Genomic DNA, 25,798 nt, shown 5'->3' on the forward strand with positions numbered 1-25,798 from the left:
TACGACAGTCGATGATCCGCACCGACCTGGACGAACGTAGAAAGCGCGGATGGACCGCGTCAACAGGCAGCGGGCTTCGAAACTTCCGAAACCGCAGGTCGGAGCCGTCAGGCGCGCAGCACTCCCAGGCTGCCCTCCAGCAGGCCGAGCAGCTCCCCCAGCCGGCCGGCGAGTTCGCTCCGCGCCTCGGGGGTCAGGACGGACAGCACGGCCGTCTCGTACGCCAGTTGCTCCGGCAGGATCCCGTCGACCAGGTCGCGGCCGGCCTCGGTGAGCCGGACGTGGGCGACGCGGCGGTCGCGGGTGTCGCCCCGGCGCTCCACCAGGCCCCGCTCGGTCAGCTGCTTGAGCCGCTTGGTGACGGCGGCGCCGGAGGAGAAGGTCTCGCGGGCCAGGTCGCCGGGGGTCAGCTCGTGGCCGGTGCGGCGCAGGGCGCCGAGCAGGTCGAACTCGGGACGGCTGAGTCCGGCCCGGCGCAGGGGAGCGTCCTCGGCCTGCTGGAGCAGGGCCGCGCAGCGGTTGACGCGGCCGATGATCTCCATGGGGCCGGTGTCGAGGCCGGGGTGGACGGTCTGCCACTGCCGGACGACGGCGGCGACGGTGTCGTGCCTCGCCGGTTCCTCCGGTCGTCCGTTCGGTGCCGTCATGGGCGTGCGCCCTCCGCTCTGTGGTGCCGGATCGTCGCGGCGAGCGTACGGTGTCCGGCCTGTTCGGCGCGTACGACCCTCTCCTGGGGCAGGGCGCGTTGCCACCATTCGCCGGAGGCGGCCTCGACGCCGGCCCGCAGGTCGACCAGGGCGGCGGCGAGGACGCGGTGCGCGGCGTCCAGGCTGCCGGGAACGGGGTGCGGCTCCGCGAGAAGGCGGGCGGCACGGGCGCGGGCGCGTTCCACCGCGGCCAGCGCCTGCTCGACGCGATCGCCCGCGCGCCGGTTGGTGACGGCCATGGCGGCGACGAATCCGACCAGCGCCCCGACGAGGGTGTCCACGACCCGCTCGGTGATCAGCCGGCCCGGCTCCTGGTACCCGGCGAACTCGGTGATGAGCAGCGCCATCGGCGTGACGCAGATGCTCCCGAGCCAGTAGTTGCGGCCCATGAGCGCCTCGGCGCCGAAGTTGAAGGCGAGGCAGCACAGGACGAGGGCGGCCGGGCCGAGGTGGGCGAGCGGGACCACGGCGGCGAACACCAGCACCCCGACGAGGTTGCCGACGACGCGCTGGACGCCCCGGCTCCAGGTGAGGGTGACGTTGGCCTGGTAGAGCGAGGCGGCGGTGACCAGCGCCCAGTAGGGGCGGCCGATGCCGAGCGCGAGGGAGGCGTAACCGGCGAGGGCGCAGCCCAGCGCGGTGCGCATCGCGATCGGGGCGAGCGGCCCGAGGGCACGCCACCACCGGCGGGCCCGGGCGGCGAGTTCGGCCTCCACGCCGAGGAGTTCGCTGTCGTACGCCGTCCGCGGGACCGGCCCCGTGCCCCGCAGTTCGCGGGCCCAGGCGCGCAGGCGGTGCGGGTCCGCGTCGGCGGGAGCGGCGAGGGCGACCTCGGCGCGGACGACGAGACGTTCGAGGGCCCGCCGGGTCTCGGAGCGGGCGCCGGCCGAGAGGAGGGTCTGCCAGGCGGCCTGCACGGCGGCATGGGCGGTTCCGCTTGCGTGGGGGCGGCGGTTCTCCGCGTACGCGGCAGCCGCGTTCAGCGCATGGGCGGTGGCCCGTCGTTCCGGGCCGTGCGGCCGGAACAGGCCGGGTGCCATGCCGACCAGCCAGGCCCAGGCGCCCGCCGCCAGGGCCAGGGCGAGGTGGCCGGGCACCTGGGCGAGGGTCTGCGGGGCGAACAGGGAGGCGGAGCTGATGAAGGTGAGGACCACATGACCCGGCGGGCCGATCCGGGTCGCGTCACAGAGCGCTTTCTGTACGGCGGCCACCAGTGCGCCGACGGCTACCAGCACCACCGCGCTGCCGGTGAGCGAGGCGGCGACCAGGCCGACAGCGAGGCCGGCGACCATGCCGAGCACCACCCCGGCCAGAGCGCGGGCCCGGGCGGCGTAGGGCCGGTGGTGGGCGTACAGCGCACACAGGGACCCGGCCATGGTGTACATCGCCAGGTCGAGTCGGCCGAGGGCCAGGAGGATCAGGTTCGGCGGGGCGACGGCGACGACCACACTCAGGGCGGGCTTGAACCAGATGTCGGAGGGCCTGCCGAGGCGCAGCACACCGGCCAGGGGGAGACGGCGGACGCGCGGGGTGCCGGCAAAGGGGGTCGCACTGCTCATGAGTCAATACTTTAGCAGGTGTTTTACTCGTAAACGATAGGGGTGCGATTCCTCTGACCTGCTGTGCTCCGTCGCACGCTCCCCGCGTACACCCTTGCGCTCGATTGCGCGCCGCGTGGCCCGGGCATTTCTTGACCGACGTCGAGCGGGGAGGTGGGCGTGCACGGACCGGCTTCGCCCGGCTGGCTGCTGGTGGCGCTCTGCGCGGCGACCGGGGCGTACTGCCTGCTGCGGATGCGCAGCAGCGTCGAGGAACAGCGCCGGGCCGCGGGTGGCGAGGCGCTGATGGGCTTCGGGATGGCCGCGATGGCCGTACCCGCCGCCGTGTTCACGCCACCGTCGTGGGCCTGGCCGCTCTGCGCGGCCGTGTTCGGCGGGGCCGCGCTGCGCGCGCTGTGGGCGGCGCGCACGAGCACCCATCATCTGCACCACCTGGTGGGAGCCGGGGCCATGGTCTACATGGCGGTGGTGATGGCGGCCTCTCCCGGGCACCACGGCGGCGCGGGAGTCCCCGTGGTGACGGGCGTACTGCTCCTCTACTTCGCGGGCTACGTCCTGAGGTCCGGCGTCCGCCTGATACCGGCGACCGCCGGTGGCGCAACCGTCGGCTGGGGCGATCGTCCCGAACTCGCGCGCGCGTGTCGGCTGTCGATGGGCATCGCGATGGTGGCCATGCTGCTGACCCTCTGAGGCGGCCGGGCGGGACGAGGGGGCGACGTACGCCACATACGGCTCGAACTCGACGAGAACCGGGACGTGTTCTGCCTCCGCACCGCCCCGGAATTGGCCTCAAGCCGCACCGGTCGGCGAGGATCGCAGTATGCACACGCCGTCCGTCGACTCCCCGCCCCGCCCCCCGGAGCACCGGACCGCCGCCCGCGCGACCGGTGTCCTCGCCCTGTGCTCGGTGCTGCTGCTCGTCCTGGTCGCGGTCGAGTGGCATCCGTTGCTCACCGTGGACGGCGACATCGCCGACACCACCCACCGCTGGGCGGTCGACGAGCCGGGGGTGACCCACGCCTTCCGCATCCTCACGGACTGGGTCTGGGACCCCTGGGCGATGCGCATCCTGGCTGCGCTCGCGGTGCTGTGGCTGGTGTGGCGGCGCAACGCCCGGTGGACCGCCGTTTGGCTGGCAGCCACATGTGCGCTGGGAACACTGCTCCAGCAGATCCTGAAGGCCGCGGTCGACCGCCCGCGCCCTGTCTGGCCCGACCCGGTCGACACCGCGCACTTCGCGGCCTACCCGTCGGGACACGCCCTGACGGCCACGGTCGTCTGCGGCCTCCTCCTGTGGCTCCTCCACCACTACGGCGCCGGCCGCGCCCTGTGGTTCACGGCCCTGACCCTCTCCGCGATCTCCGTGGTCGGCGTCGGCCTGACCCGTATCTGGCTCGGCGTCCACTGGCCCTCCGACGTGTTCGGCGGCTGGCTCCTGGGCGCGATGCTGGTGACACTGGCGGTGACGGTCCACCAGCGGTACCGGCCGTGAACGACAGCCCGAGCCGGGTCTACGGCTATGTGGGCCCGCCCGAGCTGCGCTCGACGGTACGGCCGGACAGCGAGGGGCGGATCATCCGTTCCGCCGCCGACCTCGACGCCTGGCTGTCCGGGCGCGGGCCGGCCGAGACCTCGGAGCCCTTCACGTTCGTCGTCGCCCTCGACGGCCTGCTGCGGCTCGCTCCCCGCAGGAGTGAGCACGTGGCCTGCGCGGGCGGCGCGGATGTGACGGCCGCCGGCGAGATGGGATTCGCCCGGGCCGCCGGCCGCTGGGCGGTCCACGAGGTCACCAACCACTCCACCGGCTACTGCCCGGACCTCGACTCGTGGCAGGCGGTCGGGCGCGCGGTCGACCGGGCCGGCGTCGAGCACCCCGGCCGGTTCACGCACGAGGTGGTGTTCCGGCGCTGCGAGGAGTGCGGGGAGCGGTCGATCGTGCGCGAGGCGGATTTCGTCTGCGTGTTCTGCGGGGGCGAGCTCCCCGTCGAGTGGAACGCAGGCCCCTAAGATCATCGTATGACTGCCGTCCTGTTCGACTTCTCGGGAACGCTCTTCCGGATCGAGTCCACCGAGTCCTGGTTGAGGGCCGCTCTCGACGAGGCGGGACTTGCCCTCGCCGAGGCGGAGTTGGCGCTGGCCGCGCTGGAGCTGGAGAGGGTGGGAGCGTTGCCCGGCGGGATGGCGCCCCGGGCGCCGATGCCGGACGAGGTCGCCGCCGTGTGGGGAATCCGGGACGAGAGTGCCGAGCTGCACCGGGCCGCGTACACCGGGCTCTCGCGACTGGTCCCGCTGCCGGATCCCGCCCTGCACGACGCGTTGTACGACCGGCACATGTCCCCCGCCGCCTGGCAGCCGTATCCCGACGCCGCCGAGGTCCTGCGCGCACTGCGGGAGCGCGAGGTCGGGGTGGGTGTGGTCAGCAACATCGGCTGGGACCTGCGACCCGTCTTCCGCGCGCACGGGCTCGATCCGTACGTCGACGTGTATGTGCTGTCGTACGAACACGGCGTCCAGAAGCCGGATCCCCGGCTGTTCAAGACCGCCTGCACGGCGCTCGGTGTCGAGCCCCGGGACGTCCTGATGGTCGGCGACGACCGGCGGGCGGACGGCGGTGCGGCGGCCCTGGGCTGCGGGGTGCACTTCGTGGATCATCTGCCGGCGGCGCAGCGGCCCGACGGGCTGCGACCGATCCTCGACCTGGTGGGCTGAGGCCCGGATCGGCACGCGGGGTCCACACCCGGAATCGACTCCAGAAAAGTGTCCGAAAACCGGGTGGTCACCCCGCCGGAGTGGTCGCCTGAGGACACCATTGGGGCGTTTACCCGCCCACCCTGGACGATCCCCCGCGTCGCCCAGAGCAGGCGGCAGCCCCGACCAGGCCTTTCGCGGGCCGGTCCGGACGCATTTGAGTATAGTTGGCTGAGAGCCAGTCAACGCAGGAGTTACAGCATGTCCCCGCGCAGCGCCTCGGTCAACGAAGAGTTGCGCCGTCGTTCCCGGGAGCGGCTCCTGCAGGCGGCGGTCGAGCTGGTCTCCGAGCGCGGTTACGAGGCCACGACCCTCGGCGACATCGCGGACCGGGCCGGTTCGGCACGCGGTCTGGTGTCGTACTACTTCCCCGGCAAGCGCCAACTCGTGCAGTCCGCCGTGCACCGGCTCATGCACCGCACGCTGGAGGAGGCGCTGGAGCGCGAGCCGCGCACCGAGGACGGCCGGGAGCGGATGGCCCGGGCCATCGACGCGGTCCTGGGCCTGGCCCGGGACCGGACCGTACTGATGCGCCAGCACATGGCGGGCCTGCTGGACACCGACGGCTTCGTGCAGTGCCCGGAGCAGCAGCGGCTCGCCGAGCTGCTGCAGGACACGATGGAACGGCACGGTTCGCAGACGGTCGAGACCGACTACCCGATGCTGCGCTCGCAACTCATGGGCGCGGTCTACGCGATGGTCGTACCGAACGTCCCGATGTCGATGACGACGCTGCGCGCCGAGCTGTTCACGCGCTACCGGCTCGACTGGGAGCAGGGCGTCCCGCCGGGCACCGAGGCGCCCGACGGGACGTACGACAGGGATCTGTCGCGTTTCTTCGAGACGGGCCCGGAGTCCGGGGATCAGTCGAAGTAGTCCGGCTGCGTCTGTACGTTGAGCTCGCCGAGCCGCACCTTCTTGGCGGGATCCGTGCGCCGGTCGCTGAGCTTCAGGACATCGAAGCCCTTGGCGATGTCGTTCGAGTAGATGTAGCCGTTGTAGTAGTACGCCGACCACGCGCCGCCGCCGACCAGCTGCTCGGTGCTCAGCGGACCGCGCTCGAAGTAGGCGATCTCCCTGGGGCGGGCCGAGTCGGTGAACTCCCAGACGGAGACACCACCCTGGTACCAGGCCTGGACCATGATGTCCTTGCCCTTGACCGGGATCAGCGAGCCGTTGTGGGCCACGCAGTTCTCGGTGTCCGCCTGATGGCGGGGGATCTTGTAGTAGCTCTTGAAGACGAGCTTGCGCTTGTCGCCCTTGCCGACGATGTCGTAGATGCCGTCGGCACCGCGGTTCGGTCCGATCGCCGCGTTGCAGGTGGCCGCACCGCCGCCGCCCAACTCGTCGGTGAAGACGACCTTGTTCGCCTTCTGGTTGAAGGTGGCCGAGTGCCAGAACGCGAAGTTCACGTTGTCCTGCACCCGGTCGATGACCTTCGGGTTCTCCGGGTCCTTGATGGAGAACAGGATGCCGTCACCCATGCAGGCACCCGCCGCCAGGTCCTTGTCCGGGAGCACCGTGATGTCGTGGCAGCCGGTGGTCTTGGAGACACCCGGGTTGGTGGGCGCACCCGGGTTGCCGCCGCCGTCGGGGCCCTCGCCGGGGAAGAGCACCGGGAAGTCCACGACCGCCGCCTTCTCGGGCGCGTTGCGGGGCACCTTGATGACGGAGATGCCGTCGTGCGGTGGCTGGCAGTCGGGGTAGGTCGCGTTCGGCGAGTACGAGGAGACGTAGAGGTAGACGTTCCTGCGCTCGGGCACCAGCGTGTGGGTGTGCGAGCCGCAGGCGGTCTCCACTGCGGCCACGTACTTCGGGTTCGTCTTGTCGCTGATGTCGAAGACCTTCATGCCCTCCCACGACGACTTCTCGGTCGCGGGCTGGGTGGTGCTGCTGCAGCTGCTGTCGCTGCGCGAGGAGTCGGTGGACAGGAACAGCAGGTTCCCGGAGACGGAGATGTCGTTCTGCGATCCGGGGCACAGCACCTGGGCGACGGTCTTGGGCGCCTTCGGGTTGCTGATGTCGAAGATGCGGAAGCCGTCGTAGTTGCCGGAGAAGGCGTACCTGCCCTGGAAGGCCAGGTCCGAATTGGTTCCGGGCAGTGCGTCCTTGGGGACGTTGACGAGGTGTTCGATGTTGTCGGAGTGGACGATCTCGTCCTGACCGGGTATCTCGCCGTCGGCGATCGCCGCCTTCACCTCGGCCTCGGTGCTCTCGGACACCCCCTTGCCCGCGGTCGGACGGTCCCCGGGGTCGGGGGTCGCGACGGCCGGCCCTGCGGTCAGCAGAGCGGCCAGGAGACCCGCGGCGGCCGCCGCAACTCCCAGGCGTCTGCGCCGGGTTCGGGACTCTTTCAACAGGATCACTGTTTTCCTCCCTGTGCCGTTCATGTGGAACGGTTCACGCGTCACCGCAGTATCGTCTTCACCATGCACAGATCAACAGAGGGCAACGAACCTGTAATGAAGGGACCATGGGCGGCCACTGTGCTTTTCCGCCGTGCACCCCTGCTGACGGCGGCCCTGGTCGCCGTGGCAGCCCTGGCCCTCGGGGGCTGCGACTCCGACGCGGATCCCAAGTCGGCGTCGGGGTCCGGGCCTTCGGTGCTCGCGCCGGGCAAGCCGGGCGAGGCGAACCGCACGCTGTCCGCCCAGGACGCCGAGGAGCAGCGGGCCGACGACGACACTCCCAACTCGGCGGACGTCTCGTACGCGCGGATGATGATCGAGCATCACGCCCAGGCACTGGAACTGACCGAACTGGCCCCCGACCGCGCCGGATCGGCGAGGCTCGAGGCACTCGCCGAGCGGATCTCGGCCGCCCAGGGGCCGGAGATCGCCGCGATGAGGGCCTGGCTGAAGGAGTACGACCAGCCCGAGAAGAGCGACGACCACACGCACGCCACGATGCCCGGCATGGCGACCGATGCCCAGCTGAGGAAGCTGCGCGCGGCGAAGGGGAAGGCGTTCGACGAGCTCTTCCTCACGCTGATGATCACTCACCACGAGGGCGCGATCACCATGGCGACGGACGTGAAGGGGCAGGGCAACAACATCCGGATCGAGGAGATGGCCGACGACGTGGTCGCCCAGCAGACGAGCGAGATCAACCGGATGCGGAACATGCTCTGAACGGGGCGCTGCGGTGAACTTGCTTGTTCAGAGCCTTGCGTGACGTGGCGCCAGAAAGCCCGCGTCGCGTGCCTGGGAGATGAGCCGGAGCGATGTGCGGCGGCTGTGCCCGGTCGCGCACATCACCGCGAGGACCGGGTCGACGCCGTCCTCCTGGGCGGCTCGGTACTCCTGGGCGATCAACCAGCGCTCTTCCATGCCGCGCGGCCAGGCGGGGCGGGCTCGGCTGACCAGCTGCTCCGCGGCACCGGAAGGCGCCACTCCACAGGCCTCGAAGAGCGGGCCCTCGATCCGGTCGGCGAGGGCTCCCAGGTCCTCGAGCGACAGCGCCGCCTGCGCCCGCACGTCCTCCAGGGACACGCCGCCTTAGGCCACCACCGCGAGCGTGTCCACCCCGTGATCATGTGGTTACGTTGCGTGCGTGCTGGAAGCATCCTTTCTTCAATCTGATCGTCGTCCGGCGGACGGCAGCTGTCCGTGTGGCCCGGGTGGGAAGTGCGGGAGGGCGGGGGCACGATGGCGTGGTTCCATGTCCGGCTGGCCTTCGCCGACGCTGACCCTGTCAGCGGAGCGGTGGCGGTGCAATCCTGGAAGCATGCGTGTCGCCGTCGTCGGCTCCGGGCCCAGCGGGTGCTACACCGCCCAGAGCCTCGTCCAGCAGGATCCCGACGTGCTCGTCGACGTCCTGGACCGGCTGCCGTGCCCGTACGGCCTGGTGCGCTATGGCGTGGCTCCGGACCACGAGAAGATCAAATCGCTGCAGAACAACCTGCGGACGGTCCTGGAGCACGAGCGGGTGCGGTTCCTGGGCGGCGTCGAGATCGGCCCGGGCGGGGTGCCGACCGCGCGGCTGCGCGAGCTGTACCACGCCGTCGTGTACTGCGTGGGCGCCGCGACCGACCGGCATCTGGGCATCCCGGGCGAGGATCTGCCGGGCAGCTGGTCGGCGACGGAGTTCGTGTCCTGGTACAGCGCACATCCCGACTCCACGGCCGACGGTTTCGTGATCGGCGCCCGGTCGGCCGTGGTCATCGGCGTGGGGAACGTGGCGGTCGACGTGACGCGGATGCTGGCCCGTGGGCTGACGGAGCTCAGCCCGACCGACATGCCGCATCCGGCGCTCACCGCGCTGGCCGCCAGCCGGGTGACGGAGGTCCACATGGTGGGTCGGCGGGGCCCTTCCCAGGCCCGCTTCACCACCAAGGAGCTGCGCGAGCTGGGTTCACTGCCGGACGCCGAAGTGGCCGTGGACGCGGCGGAGTTGGCGCTGGACCCGGCGTACCTCGACCCCTCTGCTCTGGCGGCGCCGCAGCGCCGGAACGTGGAGGTGTTGCGCGGCTGGGCGGCCGCGGAGTCACGACCGGCCTCCCGCAGGATCTCGTTGCGCTTCTTCCTGCGTCCCGTCGAACTCCTCGCCGACGGCGGCCGCGTGGGCGCGGTCCGCTTCGAAAGGACGGTGCCGGACGGGCGCGGCGGCGTGCGCGGCACCGGTGAATTCGAGGAGATCGAGGCCCAGTTGGTGCTGCGCTCGGTGGGCTACCGGGGCATGCCGGTGGAGGGACTGCCGTTCGACGCGGAGAGCGGCACAGTGCCCAACGTCGACGGGCGTGTCGTGCAGGGCTGTTCCGCCGTCCCGGGAGAGTACGTGGCCGGCTGGATCAAGCGCGGCCCGACCGGCGTGATCGGCACCAACCGCCCGGACGCCAAGGAGACGGTGACCTCGTTGCTCGAGGACGCCCCCACGCTCGTACACAAAGATCTGCCCGAGGACCCACTCGACGCGCTGCGGGCAGCGGGCGCCGAACCGGTGGAGTGGGCGGGTTGGTGCGCGATCGAGCGAGCGGAAGTGGAGCTCGGTGCGTCCCTGGGCCGGGGCGTGGTGAAACTCCCGGACTGGCAGTCCCTGATGAACGCGGTGCACGGCAATGTCTCTTAGGGGCGCGTGCACCCCCTGGCCCGCACCGGGCAACGAACCGGCAACACCCCCGCAATCAACAAACTGTTCAACACGCCTACGGTCTCGGACATGGCTCAAACCACCCCTGTGCACCCCGTAGACGAAGTACCCCCGGTACGGCAGCTCGCCGCCTTCGGCCTCCAGCACGTCCTCGCGATGTACGCGGGCGCCGTGGCCGTCCCCCTGATCGTCGGCGGTGCGATGAAGCTGTCGCCCGCGGATCTGGCGTATCTGATCACCGCCGACCTCCTGGTGTGCGGTATCGCCACGCTCATCCAGTGCATCGGCTTCTGGCGTTTCGGCGTACGGCTCCCGATCATGCAGGGCTGCACGTTCGCCGCCGTGTCACCGATGGTCCTGATCGGCACGACGGGCGGCGGACTCCCGGCGATCTACGGCTCGGTGATCGTCGCGGGCCTCGCGATCATGCTGCTCGCACCCGTCTTCGGCAAGTTGCTCCGCTTCTTCCCGCCGCTGGTCACGGGCACGGTGATCCTGATCATCGGCATCTCGCTGCTGCCGGTCGCCGGCAACTGGGTCGCGGGCGGCGTCGGATCGGCCGACTTCGGCGCCCCGAAGAACATCGCGCTCGCCGTGTTCGTCCTGGTGGTGGTGCTGGGTGTGCAGCGGTTCGCGCCGGCGTTCCTGAGCCGGATCGCGGTACTGATCGGCATCGGGGTCGGTTTTGCGGTGGCCGTCCCCTTCGGGTTCACGGACTTCGAGGGGGTCGGTGACGCGGACTGGGTCGGGATCAGCACGCCCTTCCACTTCGGGGCGCCGACCTTCGAGTTCTCGGCGATCGTGTCGATGCTGGTCGTGGCACTGGTGACGATGACCGAGACGACCGGTGACCTGATCGCGGTGGGCGAGATGACGGACCGCAGGATCGAGCCGCGCTCCCTCTCGGACGGCCTGCGCGCCGACGGCCTGTCGACCGTGCTCGGCGGCGTCTTCAACACCTTCCCTTACACGGCGTACGCCCAGAACGTCGGTCTCGTCGGCATGACCCGGGTACGCAGCCGCTGGGTCGTCGCCACGGCCGGCGGCATCCTGGTCGTGCTGGGCCTGCTGCCCAAGCTGGGCGCTGTGGTCGCGGCCGTACCGGCTCCGGTACTGGGCGGGGCCGGCCTGGTGATGTTCGGGACGGTCGCGGCGAGCGGTCTGCGGACTCTCACCCGGGTGGACTTCAAGGGCAACAACAACCTGACCGTGGTGGCCGTCTCGGTGGCCATGGGCGTGCTGCCGGTGGGCGTGCCGACGATCTACGAGAAGTTCCCCGACTGGTTCCAGACGGTGATGAACAGCGGCATCAGCGCGGGCTGTCTGACGGCGATCGTGCTGAATCTGCTCTTCAACCACCTGCCCGGTAAGGCGGGTTCAGCCGCTCCCGAGCCGGACGGCCTGGCGGCCGGCGGCGCCGAGGAGGGCATCGAGAAGTCCCGGGAAGAGGTCGTCTAGGTCGTCCCGGCGCAGGCCGTTCATCTTGGCGGTGCCCCGGTAGACCTGCCGGATCACTCCGCTCTCGCGCAGCACCCGGAAGTGGTGGGTGGTCGTCGACTTGGTCACGGGCAGATCGAAGTGCGAACAGGAGAGCTCGTCGCCGACCGCGGCGAGCTCTCGCACGATCTGCAGACGCATCGGGTCGGAGAGGGCGTGCAGGATGCCCTCCAGCCGGATCTCGCCGCGCTCGGGGTGCGGGAGAGCACGACTGCTGACGGCGGGGGAGGTCACGGCGGCTCCACTTCTCCGGGTTTCCCGAGGGCTCTCCGGACTCGGGGACCGGTCCTCGGGAAGCCCATTGTACGAGACCTTTCGTAGTTTGACATTCGACGTACTACGATGCCTATCGTACGAGCCCACCACCACCGGTCTTGACGGATGGAGCCCGCCGTGAGCGCACTCTTCGAGCCCTACACCCTCCGTGACCTGACGATCCCGAACCGGGTGTGGATGCCGCCGATGTGCCAGTACTCGGCCGCTCCTGATGGTCCCGAGACCGGCGCCCCCAACGACTGGCACTTCGCGCACTACGCGGCGCGCGCGGCCGGCGGCACGGGCCTGATCATCGTCGAGGCCACCGGCGTCAGCCCCGAGGGCCGTATCTCCCCCTACGACCTCGGCATCTGGAACGACACCCAGGTCGAGGCGTTCCGCCGCATCACCCGCTTCCTGGTCTCCCAGGGCACGGTCCCGGGAATCCAGCTCGCCCACGCCGGCCGCAAGGCCTCCACCGACCAGCCCTGGAAGGGTGGCGCGCCGCTCGCCCCGGACGCGCTGGGATGGCAGCCGCTGGGCCCCAGCGCACTGGCGTACGACACGAAGCACCCGGTACCGACCGAGCTGACGGCTGATCACATCACCGAGGTGGTGGGCCAGTTCGCGGACGCGGCCCGTCGTGCCCTCGCCGCGGGTTTCGAAGTCGCCGAGATCCACGGCGCGCACGGCTATCTGATCGGCAACTTCCTCTCCCCGCACAGCAATCACCGCACCGACGAGTACGGCGGCTCCTACGAGAACCGCACCCGCTTCGCGCTGGAGGTCGTCGACGCGGTGCGCGAGGTCTGGCCCGACGACAAGCCCCTCTTCTTCCGCATCTCGGCGACCGACTGGCTGGAGGAGGGCGGCTGGACCCCGGACGACACCGTCCGCTTCGCCCGCGACCTCCAGGCCCACGGCATCGACCTCCTGGATGTCTCCACCGGCGGCAACGCGTCGGGCGTCCGCATCCCGGTGGGCCCCGGCTACCAGGTTCCCTTCGCCGCCCGCGTCAAGGCCGAGACCACCCTCCCGGTCGCCACGGTCGGCCTCATCACGGAGACCGGACAGGCCGAGAAGATCCTCTCCAACGGCGAGGCGGACGCGGTGCTGTTGGGCCGCGAACTGCTCCGGAACCCGTCCTGGGCGCGGCATGCCGCGCGAGAGCTGGGCGGGGAAGTGCGTGTGCCGGAGCAGTACCACCGGTCGGTCTGACGAGCAGAGTCTGCCGCGGCTCCCGGTGGGACGCCGGCACACTGTGCCCGCGTCCCACCTGAGGACCACGATGGACGGTGCTCAACTCGCCGTACAGGTCGCCCCGTTGAGTGTGAACGCACCCGGCGCCGCACTGTTCCCGCCGTGATTCGCCTGGTACCCGATGCTGACGCTCGCGTTGGGCGCGATCGTCCCGTTGTACGTCGCGTTCGTCGCCGTCACCGTGCCGGAGGACGGCGTGTACGTGGCGCCCCAGCCGTTGGTGATGGTCTGGCCGGTGGGGAGGGTGAAGGCCAGCTGCCAGCTGTTGATCGCGGTGGTGCCGGTGTTGGTGATCGTCAAAGACGCCGTCAGGCCGGTGTTCCAGGCGTTGGTCGTGGCTGTCACCTTGCAGGCGCCGGGCTGGGGTTGGGGGGCGGGGCCCGAGCCGTCGAGGCCGAAGAAGGTGAGGGCGCGGGAGGCCATGCCCCAGGCGTAGAGGTTGTGGCCCACGCCCTGGAGGCTGATCGCCTCGACGGGGGCACGGTCACCGGTGGCGCCGTAGCGGGTGCGGGTCCAGCCGGAGACCGGCGAGTCGGTGGCGGCCGGCGTCTGGCTGACGCCGAGGACGTTCGTCCACTGCTTGATCTCCTCCCCGAAGTTGGGGTAGCGCAGCACGTCGTCCTCGGTGCCGTGCCACACCTGCATGCGCGGCCGGGTGCCGGTGTAGCCGGGGTAGGCGGCGCGGACCAGGTCGCCCCACTCCTGCGGGGTGTGGGTGATCGTGCCGCCCGAGCAGGCACTGTTCCACTCCGAGCCGTCGGTCGTCGCGAAGCAGCCGAAGGGGACGCCCGAGAAGGCCGCGCCCGCCGCGAACACGTCCGGGTAGTCGCCGAGCAGGACGTTCGTCATCATCGCGCCGGAGGAGATACCGGTTGCGTAGATCCTGCTGGTGTCGGCGGAGTAGGTGCTCACCGTCCAGTCGATCATCGACTTGATGCCGACCGGGTCGCTGCCGCCGCCCCTTTTCAGTGCCTGCGGCGAGGACACGTCGAAGCACTTGCTCGACCGGGTGACCGAGGGGTAGATCACCACGAAGCCGTAGGTGTCGGCCAGTTGGGCCCACTCGGTGCCGTTGTACATGGCCGGTCCGGAGCCGGTGCAGTAGTGCACGGCCACGACGACCGCGGGGTGCGCGGTGACGTTGTCCGGCACGTACAGATACATCTGGAGATTGCTGGGATTCGTACCGAAGTCGGTGATCTCGGTGAGGGTCGCCGTGGGGGCGGCCTCCGTGCGGGCCGATGCGGTGGGGGCGGCGAAGAGCACCGCCGCGACTAACAACAGCAAGGCCGGCAGCACCGACCTCAGCGGTCTCCTGGGGGTGATGGACATGTCCTTGCCCCTTTCGGTCAGCGGTATCAGCAGGAGGAGTTCGTCCAGGTCAACAGGTCAGGTGCCAGGGCAGTCGGGAGCAGCTTCCGCTCCAACAATGAACGCGTTCGCCTCGGTGTCGGCCAGATCGTGCTCGCCAAGCCCCACCGACAGAAGTCCAGCCGGCAACCCGAGCCCTTGTGCTTCGTGAGGACCGGGGGCCGACTGTCGAAGAGGGAGCGCGGCGCGCTCCAACTGCCCGGATGGGCTGGGTCCTTGGTCGAGAGGACCACGCCCAGGAAGGTCAGGGGCGCGTCGGCTGCCCGTGCTGCACGTAGACGAACGGATGGCCGGCGTCCGGTTTGGGGCCGATCAGTGGGCCGGTGGAGGACCCTCCGAAAGAGTCCGGCAACGGGCCGGCACACCCGCCCGCCACCGCCGGCCCGGGGGGCGAGGACAGCGAGTCCCTGGGTGAGCAAGTTGAGCACCAGGCAGCTGATGAACGTACGCATAGGTGGAGTCACCACCGACTCACCCCTCTCGGAAGTCCTCGGGAATCTCTCGGAAGGGAAGCGTCCGGCGAGCATCGTGGCATGCACATGGCTGCCATGGAAGCGCTCCCACACGTCGAAAGAATTCGCTCACCCCTGCCACCCCTCCCCCACCTGGGACGGCCGAATGTCTTCTGCGCAAAGCGTTGACCAGAAAGCGCTTACCCTCTACGTTCCGTTCAGCGATGTGACCGGCTCGCACCCACAGGGCCATACATTGCCGCTCCGCACTGCGTACGTCGTTCAACATGGCGAACGATGTTTACGTACATGACCGACCAGGCACCATGCAGGCACCACGAAGGGACGCACCCCGCATGCGTACTCGCCCCCCACGTACACACGCGCAAAGATCCGCTCTGGCCGCCGGTGCGGCCGCGCTCGCGACGGCGGTCGCCCTGGCCGTTCCGCAGCCGGCCGGGGCCGCCGAGACCTCCCCCATCGGTTTCGGCGCCGGAACGACCGGCGGCGGCAGCGCCTCCGCGGTCACCGTCTCCACGCTGAGCGCCTTCAAGACGGCCGTCACCGGCAGCACGGCGAAGGTCGTCAAGGTCAACGGCCTGATCTCGCTGAGCGGTACGGTCGACGTCGGCTCCAACACCACGGTGCTGGGCGTCGGCTCGTCCTCCGGGTTCACCGGCGGCGGGCTGCGGCTGAAGAAGGTCACGAACGTCGTCGTCCGCAACCTGAACATCAGCAAGCCCCTCGCGCCCGCCGACGGCATCGAGGTGCAGGCCTCGACGAAGGTGTGGATCGACCACAACTCCTTCTCGGCGGACCGTGATCACGACAAGGACTACTACGACGGTCTGCTGGACATCAACCACGGCTCCGACAACGTCACGGTGTCCTGGAACACCTTCAAGGACCACTTCAAGGGCTCGCTCGTCGGCCACAGCGACAACAACGCGAGCGAGGACACCGGCCATCTGAAGGTGACGTACCACCACAACTGGTTCAACAACGTCAACTCGCGCATCCCCAGTCTGCGCTTCGGCACCGGGCACTTCTACGACAACTACGTCGTCGGCGCCGAGACCGCGGTGCACTCGCGCATGGGCGCCCAGATGCTCGTGGAGAACAACGTCTTCCGGAGCACCGGAGTCGCTGTCACCACGAACCGGAGCAGTGACGTGGACGGCTACGCCAACCTGCGCGGCAACGACCTCGGTGGAGCCGCCACCGAGGTCTCCCGGGTCGGCACGTTCACCACCGCTCCGTACAGCTACACCGCCGAGCCCGCCTCCTCCGTCGTCGCCTCGGTGACCGGCGGCGCGGGCACCGGAAAGATCTGACCACCCCCAACCCGTCCACCCCCCGACATGGAAGAAGGAATCGGGACATGACTTCTTCGTTACGTCCACGCGCGCGTACCCGCGCACTGACCGGCGCCATGGCCGCACTCGGCCTCTCGGTTGGCATGATCATGACACTCAACGCACCGACGGCCAGCGCCGCCACCTGGCCGACCGCGAACGGCAGCCAGGCGGTCTCCTCGACCATCCAGCTGTCCGGCACCAAGGACTACGGGATGAAGCGCCTGTACGGCACGGGCGACCTGGGCAGCGACAGCCAGGACGAGGACCAGGGGCCGATCCTGAACCTGGCCGCGGGCACCGTCCTGAAGAACGTCATCATCGGCTCTCCCGCCGCCGACGGCATCCACTGCGCGGGCAGCTGCACGCTGCAGAACGTGTGGTGGGAGGACGTCGGCGAGGACGCGGCGACCTTCCGCGGCTCCTCGTCGTCGAACGTGTACACCGTCTCCGGCGGTGGCGCGAAGTCGGCGAGCGACAAGGTGTTCCAGTTCAACGGCGCCGGGACGCTCAACGTCTCCAACTTCGCGGTGCAGAACTTCGGCACCTTCGTGCGGTCCTGCGGCAACTGCTCGACGCAGTACAAGCGGACGATCAACCTCAACACCATCGAGGCGACCTACTCGGGCAACAAGCTCGTCGGCATCAACACCAACTACGGCGACAGCGCGACCCTGAAGAAGATCACGATCGTCGGCGACTCCAGCAAGAAGATCGTCCCGTGCCAGAAGTACATCGGGAACAACACGGGCAAGGAGCCGACCACGAACGGCTCCGGACCGGACAGTACTTACTGCAAGTACGCGACGTCCGACATCACCTACAAGTAGCCGCTCGATAGGTGAAGGCGGCCGTACGAAGCGTCCCCGCACGGCGCTTCGCACGGCCGCCGTGTCATGTGCGGAGCCGGCTCTGGGGCACGGTGTCCGCCAGCTCCCCCTGATAGGCCGCGTATGCGGAGCGCAGTTCCGCGCCCGGCCAGTCGGGCGGCAGGAGCTCGGGCGGCAGCACCGGGTCGGTCAGCAGATGCCGTACGACGGCCGCGAAGCCGGTGAGCCGGTCCGCGGGCCGGTCCGCGCGTGTGACATGGGCGAGCAGCGCCCGGGACCGGGCCGCCCAGCCGCCGAGGGACCACAGCTCGGCGGCCAGCTCCGGTCCTGGGCGACCGGGGCGGGCCGTGTAGCGCTGGGCGACCGCATCTAGGTCGTCCGGAAGCGATCGGAGCAGGTTGGCGGGGCGCAGCCAGACGCCCTCACGGAGTTCGGCGAGCCGGAGGGCGGTCAGCCGCGCGCGCAGCTCGGCACGTTCGGCCGGTCCACGGCCCGTCGCCGTGATCACGACCATCTCCCAGTCGCCGTTCCACGCGCGCGTGCGAGGGTGCACGGAGTCGTCCTGACGGCGCTGCCGGGCGAGCAGCCGGTCACTGAGACCGTAGACGGTATCGGCGCGTCGCAGGTCACCGGCGCTCACCATCCGGCTGAGCGCGGCACGCAGCGTGGAGCCGCCGACGCCGAACGGCTCCACCGCGCGGACCAGGTCCTTCACGGGCATCTCCGGCGGATGCGCGCCGAGCAGCAGGCTCAGTACGACGGACCGCGCGGACAACGGCCGCAGGTCGACCTCGTCAGGCTGCTCCGCCACGTTCCTCCGCATGGTCACGTACTGTACGACTCCCCTGATGTTGCACTATTGCTACGACCGCAGCTGGAGTGCAACATGGGTCCATGGTCTACCTACCCGCGCCTGAACAGGCCGCCACCCACGCCGTCACCAACCAGCCGCCTCCGCTGACTCCGTACGACGCCTCCGACGACCCCGTCCTGCTGGAAGGGCTGCGCCGCGAGGGCGCCGGCTGGGCCGAGGAGGGCATCCGGCGGCTCGGTCTGCGGGCCGGGAGCGCCGAGGCCCAGGAGTGGGCGGATCAGGCCAACCGGCACGAGCCGGTACTGCGCACGCACGACCGGTACGGCAACCGCGTCGACGAGGTCGACTTCCACCCGAGCTGGCATCACCTGATGAGGACGGCCGTCGCCGAGGGGCTGGCCGGCACCCCGTGGTCCGAAGACCGGCCAGGCGCCCATGTCGCTCGCACGGCAGGCGGGTTGGTGTGGGGACACACGGACGCGGGCCACGGCTGCCCCACCTCGATGACGTACGCGGCGATCCCGGCGCTGCGCAAGGGGCCGGAGCTGGCGAAGGTCTACGAGCCGCTGCTGACCGGCCGCGAGTACGAGCCCGAGCTCAGGGTGCCGGCCGAGAAGCGCGGTCTGCTCGCCGGCATGGGGATGACCGAGAAGCAGGGCGGCTCCGACGTCCGCACGAACACCACGGTCGCGACGCCCACCGCGGAGTCGGGCGTGTACACGCTGCGCGGGCACAAGTGGTTCACGTCGGCGCCGATGTGCGACGTGTTCCTGGTGCTGGCGCAGGCGCCCGGCGGGCTGTCGTGCTTCCTCGTCCCGCGCATCCTGCCGGACGGCAGCCGCAACACCTTCCGCATCCAGCGCCTCAAGGACAAGCTCGGCAACCGGTCGAACGCCTCCTCCGAGCCCGAGTTCGACGGGACGGTCGCCTGGTTGGTCGGTCCCGAGGGACAGGGCGTCAAGACGATCATCGAGATGGTCAACTGCACGCGGCTGGACTGCGTGATGATGTCGGCGACCCTGATGCGCAGGACGCTCGTCGAGGCGGGACACCATGCCCGGCATCGCAGCGCGTTCGGCGCCCGGTTGGTGGACCAGCCGCTGATGCGCAATGTCCTGGCCGATCTGGCGCTGGAGTCCGAGGCCGCCACCGCCCTCACGCTACGGCTCGCGGGCGCCGCCGACCGGGCGGTGCGCGGGGACGCCGACGAGCAGGCGTTCCGCCGTATCGCCACCGCCGTCGGCAAGTACTGGGTCACCAAGCGGGGCCCGGCCTTCACCGCGGAGGCCCTGGAATGCCTCGGTGGCAACGGCTACGTGGAGGACTCGGGCATGCCCCGGCACTACCGGGAGGCACCCCTGCTGTCGATCTGGGAGGGCTCCGGGAACGTCAACGCCCTCGACGTCCTGCGGGCATTGCGCCGTGCGCCGGACACCGCCCAGGCGCTGTTCGGCGAACTCGCCCTGGCCCAGGGATCGGACGTCCGCCTGGACGCGGCCGTCGCCCGGCTCAAGGACCTGTTGGCCACGACCTCCGAGGCGGGCGCCCGCCGGCTGGTGGAACACATGGCCCTCACCCTCCAGGCCTCCCTCCTCGTCCGGCACGCCCCGTCCGCGGTCGCCGACGCCTTCTGCGCGACACGACTCGGTGGCGACTGGGGGCACGCCTTCGGCACCCTGCCCGACGCGGCGGACGTGGAGGCGATCCTCGACCGAGCACTGCCTGGCCGGAACTGATCCCTCCCCCGGTGTCGGATCAATACGGGCAGTACGGCCGACGCGTCTCCCTGAACGGACCCAGCGCTTTCGCCGCGCGCTCCGCCCCCGAGGATCTCCGGGGAAGGGGAGTTGCCGCGTCGGTCCTGCGGGCGGGCTGGACGGAGAACCGCACACGCGCCGGACCATCACCGCCTGCCTGACCGCCCTGGTTCCTGCCGGAGCCCCCTCCACGACCTCCGTCGTACGGAACTGGCGGCCCGGCGACGGCTTCCGGCATCACCGTCCGGTGGGTACGGCAGCCGTGACGTGTTGGTTCACTCCACGCGGCCCCGCCTGCCGGTGTTACCTCCCGTCGGCCCTCCTTCCGCCCCACAGCGGTCCGAAGTGCGCCCAGTCCGTGTCCCACTGGTCGAGGCGGCGGCGTTCCATACGGCCGCGGAGGACCCGACCGCCCACGAAGGGGACGGCCGCGGTGCTGAAGCCGACCAGGACGCCGATCATCGCGGCCCGGATCCGGGCCTGGCCCTCGGTGGCGGGCTGGGTCATCAGACGGCCCCTGGCGTCGGTCCAGACGGTGACCGGGGTGCCCCGGGTGCTGCCGGGATCGACGCGGACCTGGCCCTCGTGGGCCGAGCCGTCGGCCCCGGTCCAGGCCACCTTGCCCCACACCCGTTCACCACTCGACGTGCCCGGGTCGGCCGTACCGGGCGCCTGGTCGACGAGACGGGCCACGACGGGCCGCCACTCGACGCGCTCCAGCGCCAGCTGGTGCTCGACGGACCGGCTCACCCCCACACCGGCCAACACCCCGGCCAGCACGGTGAGCAGCCAGGCACCGAGCACGACCCACGCCTCGACGGTGTCGGCGCGACGTCTGAGTGGATTGCGCCGCCAGCGCCACAGCCAGACCTTGGGACCACGGAACGCCATCGAAGGCATCCTCCTCATGAGCGACGGGCGCACGAACATGCCGGACCGACCTCCCATACGGGGGAGCCGTCCTCGATGCTCACGGCTCACGGCGAGTTCTCCGTCACGACGGTCGCACCGGGCCGCCCGCCGCTGCGGGCATCTTGCCGAAAGCCGCCCGTCAATCGCCGCAGCCGGTTACCATCCCCGCCCTGACCTGCGGTGAAGGCCTTTCCAGAGGTGACTGTCAGTGGCGGGGTGCAGACTGGCCGGTGTCTGGGACAAAGACGTCGCGGAGGTGATCGGTATGACTGAGAAGTTGCTTGCCGTGGGGACGCGCAAAGGTCTGTTCATCGGGCGTGGGCGCGGCGGCACCTGGGAGTTCGACGAGAGCCCGTATTTCAACGCGCAGGCCGTGTACTCGGTGGCCATCGACACCCGGGGCGAGCGTCCGCGGCTGCTGGCCGGCGGTGACAGCGCGCACTGGGGCCCCTCCGTGTTCCACTCCGACGACCTGGGCCGCACCTGGACGGAGCCGGCCCAGCCCGCGGTGAAGTTCCCGAAGGACACCGAGGCCTCCCTGGAGCGGGTCTGGCAGCTGCACCCGGCGGCCGCCGAGCCGGACGTGGTGTACGCGGGCACGGAACCGGCCGCGCTGTACCGCTCCGAGGACCGCGGGGAGAGCTTCGAGCTCGTCCGTCCGCTGTGGGAGCATCCGACCCGTTCGAAGTGGGTGCCGGGCGGTGGCGGTGAGGGACTGCACACCGTCCTGACCGACAAGCGGGACCCGCGCGCGGTGACGGTGGCCGTCTCCACCGCCGGGGTGTTCCGCACCAAGGACGGCGGCTCGAGCTGGGAGCCGTCCAACTCCGGTGTCTCCGCGGTGTTCCTGCCCGACCCGAACCCGGAGTTCGGCCAGTGTGTGCACAAGGTGGCCCGGGACGCGGCCGATCCGGACCGGCTGTACCTCCAGAACCACTGGGGTGTGTACAGAAGCGACGACGCGGGGGCGCACTGGACGGACATCGGCGAGGGGCTGCCGTCCACCTTCGGCTTCGCGGTGGCCGCCCATCCGCACCGCGGTGAGACGGCGTACGTCTTCCCGATCAACGCCGACGCGGACCGCGTCCCGGCCGGTCACCGATGCCGGGTCTTCCGCACGGCGGACGCGGGCAAGAGCTGGGAGCCGCTCACGGCGGGTCTGCCGCAGGAGGACCACTACGGCACGGTGCTTCGGGACGCGATGTGCACGGACGACGCGGACCCGGCCGGCGTCTACTTCGGCAACCGCAACGGCGAGGTGTTCGCCTCGGCCGACGACGGCGACAGCTGGCGGCAGCTGGCCGCGCATCTGCCGGACGTGCTGTGTGTGCGGGCGGCGGTGGTCGCGTGATCCAACCCTGCGACGAGGTACGGGTACTGATCGTCGGTCAGGAGGCCTGAACGTCTGGAACGCTGAACGTCGGCGATCATCTCGCGCCCCTGCACCGGAACCCGTCAACCCGTCCCGTACCCACCGCCCGACAGGGTCCGCAGCGCCGAGGTCACGGCATCGGCCATAGCCCGGCGCGCCGCGGTGAGGGCGGGCCGGGGATCGACGGCCGCGGGCGCCGCGGCGAGTGTGTCGCGGACCGCGCCCGTGAAGGCGGCATTCAGCGCCGTACCGATGTTGACCTTGACCATGCCGGCCGCCACCGCCTGCCGGAGCTCCTCGTCGGGCACACCCGTCGAGCCGTGCAGTACCAGCGGCACGGGGACCGCCTTGGCGAGGCGGGCGATGAGACCGTGGTCCAGCCGGGCGGTGCGTGTGGTCATCGCATGGGAGCTGCCGACCGCGACGGCCAGTGCGTCGACCCCGGTGGCGGACACGAAGTCGCGCGCCTGGTCGGGGTCCGTACGTGCCGAGGGTGCGTGCACTCCGTCCTTGCCGCCGATCTCGCCGAGTTCCGCCTCCAGCCACAGGCCCTGGGTGTGCGCCCACTGCGCCGCCGCGCGCGTGGCGGCGACGTTCTGGGCGTGCGGCAGCGCGGACGCGTCGAACATGACGGATCCGAAGCCGCAGTCCGCGGCGCGGCGCAGCAGCTCTTCGTCGGTGACGTGGTCGAGGTGCAGCGCCACGGGGACGGTGGCCGTCTCGGCGAGCGCTGCGGTGGCGCGGGCTATCGGGGCGAGCCGGCTGCCGTGGAACCGCACGGCGTTCTCGCTGATCTGGCAGATGACCGGGCGGCCCGCGGCTTCCGCCCCGGTGACCACGGCCTCGGCGTGTTCCAGGGTGATCACGTTGAACGCGCCGACGGCCCGTCCGTCGCGGTACGCGGAGCTCACTACGTCGGCGGTGGGAGTCAGCGGCACGGACGGCCTCCAGTCGCGGCATGCGAGGACCGCGACAACGGCAGCGGCAGCGGCAGCGGCATGGATTTGCGGGGAGTGCAGGGTTTTGCTCGTTTGGCGACCATAAAGCACCCAATCATGCGCTGTGGTTTCATTGAGGTGCGCACTTCGCGGCGCACATCACCGACAGGGAGTTGTGAGACATGGCGGCACCGCAGGCCCGGTGGAGCGCGCTGCTGGAGATGCTGACGCGCGACGGGCGGATCGAAGTCGAGCCGGCTGCCGAGGAGTTGCGGGTCTCCGCCGCGACCATCAGGCGCGACCTCGACGAGCTGGCCCGCCAGCAGATGGTCACCCGCACGCATGGCGGAGCCGTGATCAACGCCATCGCCTATGACCTGCCCCTGCGCTACAAGGCCGCGCGCAAGGCTCCGGAGAAGGAGCGGATCGCGGACGCGGCCGCCGGGCTGGTGAAGGCCGGCGCCGTGGTGGGGCTGAACGGCGGCACCACGACCACCGAGGTGGCACGAGCCCTGGCCACCCGCGCCGACCTGAGTTCCGGCGGCGCGGAGACGGCGGTCACCGTGGTGACCAACGCCCTGAACATCGCCAACGAGCTGGTCGTACGACGCCACGTCAAGCTCGTGGTGACCGGCGGGGTGGCCCGGCCCGCGTCCTATGAGCTGATCGGACCGCTGGCCACCGAACTGCTCGCGGAGATCGCACTGGACCAGGTCTTCATCGGAGTGGACGCCATCGACGTGGCCCACGGGGCGACCGCCCACCACGAGGGCGAGGCCAGCATCAACCGGGCGCTGGCCCGCCGCGCGCAGCAGGTCGTCGCGGTCGCCGACTCCTCCAAGCTGAACCGGCGGGCCTTCGCCCGCATCTGCCCGGTGGCGGACATCGACGTCCTGGTGACCGACAAGGCCGCCTCGGACGAACTGACCGAGTCGTTCGAGGCGGCCGGTGTGGAGGTCATCCGCGCCTGACACCGCGCGCCGCTCCGGTATCGGCCCTCGCGACGGCCCCGGCTCCGACGCGGATTCCGGCGTCATCCGCGCACGCCGCCCGCCGTCAGGCCGGCGACGAGGTAGCGCTCCACGAAGACGAACAGCACCACCACGGGCACGATCGCGACGATCGAGGTGGCGAACAGGTACTGCCACTGCTCGTGGTACGAGGTGACGAAGCCGGGGATCGCCCTGGTCAGCGTCATCCGGTTGCCGGACGAGGTGATCGTGAGCGCCACCACGTACTCGTTCCACGCGCCGATGAAGGTGTAGACGAGCGCGGTCACCACACCGGGCATCGCGAGCGGCAGGATGACACGGGTGAGGGCGCCGAACCGTCCGGTGCCGTCGAGCCAGGCCGCCTCCTCGAGCTCCTTGGGGATGCTCGCGAAGTACGCGTTGAGGATCCACACGCAGAACGGCAGGTTGAACGCCGCGTTCACCAGGATGAGGCCCTCGGCGGTGTCGGTCAGGTTGAGGCTGACCATCTCCCGGTAGATGCCGACCAGCAGCGCGGTCGGCGCGAACATCTGGGTGATGAGCACGAGGATCAGGAAAGCGCCGCGCCCGCGGAAGCGGTGCCGGGCGGTGTAGTACGCGGCGGGCAGCCCGACGGCCAGGGCGAGCAGCGTCGACGCCCCGGCGACGTACAGCGAGAACAGCAGCGCCTCCCCGACGCGCGGGTCGGTGAGCGACCAGATCTGCGTGAAGTTCGACCACTGCCAGTGCGAGGGCAGATAGGACGGCGGGGACTCCATCAGTTCGGGCGTCGGCTTGAGCGCCGTCAGCAGCATTTCCGCGTAGGGCGCGAGAAACGCGAGCGCCACCAGCCAGCCGGCCGCGGTGAGCAGGACGGTGCGCAGTTTCATCGGTCGTGGCCGCCTCCTGCGCGGCGCGGAGGTGCGGGGACTGACGGCGGTTCTGCTCACGCGGTGTCCTCCTGTCGGCGGACGACGCGCAGATAGACCAGCACCACGGCGAGGACCAGCCCGAAGTTGACGACGGCCATGGCGGCCGACTCCCCCACCGACTGGTTGTCGAAGGCGAGTTTGTACAGGTAGGTGGTGGTCGTGTCGGTGCTGAAGCCGGGGCCGCCGCGCGTCATGGCCCAGATGATGGGGAACGAGTTGAACACGTTGATGACGTTGATGATCGCGGCGACCACCAGCGAGGGCCGCAGCAGCGGCAGGGTGATGGCCAGGTAGGCGCGGACCGGTCCTGCGCCGTCCACCCGCGCCGCCTCGTACACCTCGCCGGGGATGCTCTGCAGACCGGCCAGCAGGACGAACGAGGTGAACGGCAGCGAGACGAACACCGCCACGCCCATCATCGCCGCCAGGGCCTGCCCCGGATGGGCCAGCCAGTTGACGGGGGCGTCGAGCACCCCGATGTCCATGAGCAGCCGGTTGATCACGCCGTAGAAGTTGTTGAGCATCCAGCGCCAGATGAGCGCCGTCATCAGCACGGACGAGGCCCAGGGCACGATCATCGCCCACCGCACCAGCCGGCGCCCCGGGAAGCTCGCGTTCAGTAGTTGGGACAGGGCGAGGGAGACCAGGATCGTGACGGTGACGACCCCGATGACCCACACGACGGTGCGCAGCAGCACTCCGGGCAGGTCACCCTCGGCGAACAGGTCGGTGTAGTTGCGGAGGCCGGCGAATCCCTCGGAGAGTCCGGTGGAGCTCACCTTCGTCAGGGACGTACGGATCATCTCGATGATGGGCCAGACGACCATGGTCAGGATGAGGAGGGTCGCGGGCCCGAGCCACAACAGGGGCTCGAGCGCGCGCCATGACCTGCGACGGCGGCGCGGCACAGGCGGCGCCGGCGCCTCCGGGGCCGGGTGTTCGGCCCCGGTGGCGCTTGCGGTGACATCGTGTACGGCCAC

The 25,798-nt window shown here is 70.4% G+C and carries 24 protein-coding genes and 2 pseudogenes; 15 read left to right on the forward strand and 11 right to left on the reverse strand.

Features of this window, described 5'->3' with window-relative positions:
- Positions 1 to 107: 107 nt before the first annotated feature.
- Together RNB18_RS28925 and RNB18_RS28930 are read right to left on the reverse strand one after the other, a co-directional pair.
- Entirely contained in the window at positions 108 to 647 is a 540-nt protein-coding gene (locus RNB18_RS28925; protein ID WP_311717057.1) for a MarR family winged helix-turn-helix transcriptional regulator, read from the reverse strand.
- The gene (locus tag RNB18_RS28930; RefSeq protein ID WP_311717058.1) at positions 644 to 2,266 is read right to left on the reverse strand and encodes an FUSC family protein; all 1,623 of its coding nucleotides are present in this window, start codon (positions 2,264 to 2,266) and stop codon (positions 644 to 646) included. Before RNB18_RS28930 ends, RNB18_RS28925 begins: the two co-directional genes overlap by 4 nt.
- A gap of 159 nt (positions 2,267 to 2,425) precedes the next feature.
- Here RNB18_RS28930 and RNB18_RS28935 point away from each other — a divergent pair, with 159 nt between their 5' ends.
- The 5 genes from RNB18_RS28935 (at position 2,426) to RNB18_RS28955 (ending at position 5,890) form a co-directional block, all read left to right on the forward strand.
- Entirely contained in the window at positions 2,426 to 2,956 is a 531-nt protein-coding gene (locus RNB18_RS28935; protein ID WP_311717059.1) for a DUF5134 domain-containing protein, read from the forward strand.
- 130 nt (positions 2,957 to 3,086) lie between these two features.
- Complete coding sequence (locus tag RNB18_RS28940; RefSeq protein WP_311717060.1) at positions 3,087 to 3,758, forward strand: phosphatase PAP2 family protein; 672 nt, start codon at positions 3,087 to 3,089, stop codon at positions 3,756 to 3,758.
- Positions 3,755 to 4,273, forward strand: a complete 519-nt coding sequence (locus RNB18_RS28945) for a hypothetical protein (protein WP_311717061.1) — start codon at positions 3,755 to 3,757, stop codon at positions 4,271 to 4,273. Before RNB18_RS28940 ends, RNB18_RS28945 begins: the two co-directional genes overlap by 4 nt.
- Before the next feature lie 9 nt (positions 4,274 to 4,282).
- Complete coding sequence (locus tag RNB18_RS28950; protein ID WP_311717062.1) at positions 4,283 to 4,975, forward strand: HAD family hydrolase; 693 nt, start codon at positions 4,283 to 4,285, stop codon at positions 4,973 to 4,975.
- Between the two features lie 240 nt (positions 4,976 to 5,215).
- Positions 5,216 to 5,890 carry a TetR/AcrR family transcriptional regulator gene (locus RNB18_RS28955; RefSeq protein ID WP_311717063.1) on the forward strand — a complete coding sequence of 225 codons (675 nt, stop codon included), beginning with the start codon at positions 5,216 to 5,218 and terminating at the stop codon, positions 5,888 to 5,890.
- On the opposite strand, the gene RNB18_RS28960 is transcribed toward RNB18_RS28955, so the two are convergent.
- Positions 5,878 to 7,380, reverse strand: coding sequence for an LVIVD repeat-containing protein (locus RNB18_RS28960; protein ID WP_311717064.1), 1,503 nt, complete (start codon positions 7,378 to 7,380; stop codon positions 5,878 to 5,880). The genes RNB18_RS28955 and RNB18_RS28960 overlap by 13 nt on opposite strands.
- Before the next feature lie 96 nt (positions 7,381 to 7,476).
- Between RNB18_RS28960 and RNB18_RS28965 the strand changes: the two genes are divergently transcribed.
- Complete coding sequence (locus RNB18_RS28965) at positions 7,477 to 8,145, forward strand: DUF305 domain-containing protein (protein WP_311717065.1); 669 nt, start codon at positions 7,477 to 7,479, stop codon at positions 8,143 to 8,145.
- A 27-nt stretch (positions 8,146 to 8,172) separates the two neighbouring features.
- Here RNB18_RS28965 and RNB18_RS28970 read toward each other — a convergent pair.
- Positions 8,173 to 8,538: pseudogene (locus tag RNB18_RS28970) on the reverse strand (DUF6214 family protein); the annotation flags it as partial.
- 84 nt (positions 8,539 to 8,622) lie between these two features.
- On the opposite strand from RNB18_RS28970, the pseudogene RNB18_RS28975 reads away from it, so the two are divergent.
- From RNB18_RS28975 to RNB18_RS28985, 3 genes and pseudogenes are all read left to right on the forward strand, one after another.
- Positions 8,623 to 8,715: pseudogene (locus RNB18_RS28975) on the forward strand (DUF6214 family protein); the annotation flags it as partial.
- Between the two features lie 25 nt (positions 8,716 to 8,740).
- The gene (locus tag RNB18_RS28980; RefSeq protein ID WP_311717066.1) at positions 8,741 to 10,081 is read left to right on the forward strand and encodes an FAD-dependent oxidoreductase; all 1,341 of its coding nucleotides are present in this window, start codon (positions 8,741 to 8,743) and stop codon (positions 10,079 to 10,081) included.
- Positions 10,082 to 10,171: 90 nt separating this feature from the next.
- Positions 10,172 to 11,560, forward strand: coding sequence for a nucleobase:cation symporter-2 family protein (locus tag RNB18_RS28985; protein WP_311717067.1), 1,389 nt, complete (start codon positions 10,172 to 10,174; stop codon positions 11,558 to 11,560).
- On the opposite strand, the gene RNB18_RS28990 is transcribed toward RNB18_RS28985, so the two are convergent.
- Positions 11,480 to 11,833: an ArsR/SmtB family transcription factor gene (locus RNB18_RS28990; RefSeq protein WP_311717068.1), complete on the reverse strand. Its 354-nt coding sequence runs from the start codon at positions 11,831 to 11,833 to the stop codon at positions 11,480 to 11,482. The two genes, RNB18_RS28985 and RNB18_RS28990, sit on opposite strands and share 81 nt — an antisense overlap.
- 159 nt (positions 11,834 to 11,992) lie before the next feature.
- Here RNB18_RS28990 and RNB18_RS28995 point away from each other — a divergent pair, with 159 nt between their 5' ends.
- Positions 11,993 to 13,072 carry an NADH:flavin oxidoreductase/NADH oxidase gene (locus RNB18_RS28995; RefSeq protein ID WP_311717069.1) on the forward strand — a complete coding sequence of 360 codons (1,080 nt, stop codon included), beginning with the start codon at positions 11,993 to 11,995 and terminating at the stop codon, positions 13,070 to 13,072.
- An 81-nt stretch (positions 13,073 to 13,153) separates the two neighbouring features.
- On the opposite strand, the gene RNB18_RS29000 is transcribed toward RNB18_RS28995, so the two are convergent.
- The gene (locus RNB18_RS29000; protein WP_311717070.1) at positions 13,154 to 14,446 is read right to left on the reverse strand and encodes an extracellular catalytic domain type 1 short-chain-length polyhydroxyalkanoate depolymerase; all 1,293 of its coding nucleotides are present in this window, start codon (positions 14,444 to 14,446) and stop codon (positions 13,154 to 13,156) included.
- A gap of 847 nt (positions 14,447 to 15,293) precedes the next feature.
- On the opposite strand from RNB18_RS29000, the gene RNB18_RS29005 reads away from it, so the two are divergent.
- Both RNB18_RS29005 and RNB18_RS29010 read left to right on the forward strand, forming a co-directional pair.
- Positions 15,294 to 16,271 (forward strand): pectate lyase family protein, encoded by a 978-nt coding sequence (locus tag RNB18_RS29005; RefSeq protein WP_311717071.1) that lies wholly within the window; start codon positions 15,294 to 15,296, stop codon positions 16,269 to 16,271.
- Between the two features lie 47 nt (positions 16,272 to 16,318).
- Positions 16,319 to 17,122: a pectate lyase gene (locus tag RNB18_RS29010; RefSeq protein ID WP_311717072.1), complete on the forward strand. Its 804-nt coding sequence runs from the start codon at positions 16,319 to 16,321 to the stop codon at positions 17,120 to 17,122.
- 64 nt (positions 17,123 to 17,186) lie between these two features.
- On the opposite strand, the gene RNB18_RS29015 is transcribed toward RNB18_RS29010, so the two are convergent.
- Positions 17,187 to 17,945 carry a PaaX family transcriptional regulator C-terminal domain-containing protein gene (locus tag RNB18_RS29015; protein ID WP_311717073.1) on the reverse strand — a complete coding sequence of 253 codons (759 nt, stop codon included), beginning with the start codon at positions 17,943 to 17,945 and terminating at the stop codon, positions 17,187 to 17,189.
- A 71-nt stretch (positions 17,946 to 18,016) separates the two neighbouring features.
- Between RNB18_RS29015 and RNB18_RS29020 the strand changes: the two genes are divergently transcribed.
- Positions 18,017 to 19,672 (forward strand): DNA alkylation response protein, encoded by a 1,656-nt coding sequence (locus tag RNB18_RS29020; RefSeq protein WP_311717074.1) that lies wholly within the window; start codon positions 18,017 to 18,019, stop codon positions 19,670 to 19,672.
- 324 nt (positions 19,673 to 19,996) lie between these two features.
- Here the strand turns inward: RNB18_RS29020 and RNB18_RS29025 are convergent, their stop codons facing one another.
- Positions 19,997 to 20,584: an Rv1733c family protein gene (locus RNB18_RS29025; RefSeq protein ID WP_311717075.1), complete on the reverse strand. Its 588-nt coding sequence runs from the start codon at positions 20,582 to 20,584 to the stop codon at positions 19,997 to 19,999.
- A gap of 229 nt (positions 20,585 to 20,813) precedes the next feature.
- Here RNB18_RS29025 and RNB18_RS29030 point away from each other — a divergent pair, with 229 nt between their 5' ends.
- Entirely contained in the window at positions 20,814 to 21,956 is a 1,143-nt protein-coding gene (locus RNB18_RS29030) for a WD40/YVTN/BNR-like repeat-containing protein (RefSeq protein ID WP_311717076.1), read from the forward strand.
- A 104-nt stretch (positions 21,957 to 22,060) separates the two neighbouring features.
- Here RNB18_RS29030 and RNB18_RS29035 read toward each other — a convergent pair whose 3' ends face one another.
- The gene (locus RNB18_RS29035) at positions 22,061 to 22,915 is read right to left on the reverse strand and encodes a class II fructose-bisphosphate aldolase (protein WP_311717077.1); all 855 of its coding nucleotides are present in this window, start codon (positions 22,913 to 22,915) and stop codon (positions 22,061 to 22,063) included.
- 182 nt (positions 22,916 to 23,097) lie between these two features.
- On the opposite strand from RNB18_RS29035, the gene RNB18_RS29040 reads away from it, so the two are divergent.
- Positions 23,098 to 23,886 (forward strand): DeoR/GlpR family DNA-binding transcription regulator, encoded by a 789-nt coding sequence (locus tag RNB18_RS29040; protein ID WP_311717078.1) that lies wholly within the window; start codon positions 23,098 to 23,100, stop codon positions 23,884 to 23,886.
- A 62-nt stretch (positions 23,887 to 23,948) separates the two neighbouring features.
- Here RNB18_RS29040 and RNB18_RS29045 read toward each other — a convergent pair whose 3' ends face one another.
- On the reverse strand, positions 23,949 to 24,776 hold the full coding sequence (locus RNB18_RS29045; protein ID WP_311717079.1) for a carbohydrate ABC transporter permease: 828 nt from the start codon (positions 24,774 to 24,776) through the stop codon (positions 23,949 to 23,951).
- A gap of 56 nt (positions 24,777 to 24,832) precedes the next feature.
- A complete protein-coding gene (locus tag RNB18_RS29050; RefSeq protein WP_311717080.1) occupies positions 24,833 to 25,798 on the reverse strand; it encodes a carbohydrate ABC transporter permease in 966 nt (321 codons plus the stop codon).

It is taken from the genome of Streptomyces doebereineriae, from assembly GCF_031845645.1.
Lineage (GTDB): Bacteria > Actinomycetota > Actinomycetes > Streptomycetales > Streptomycetaceae > Streptomyces > Streptomyces canus.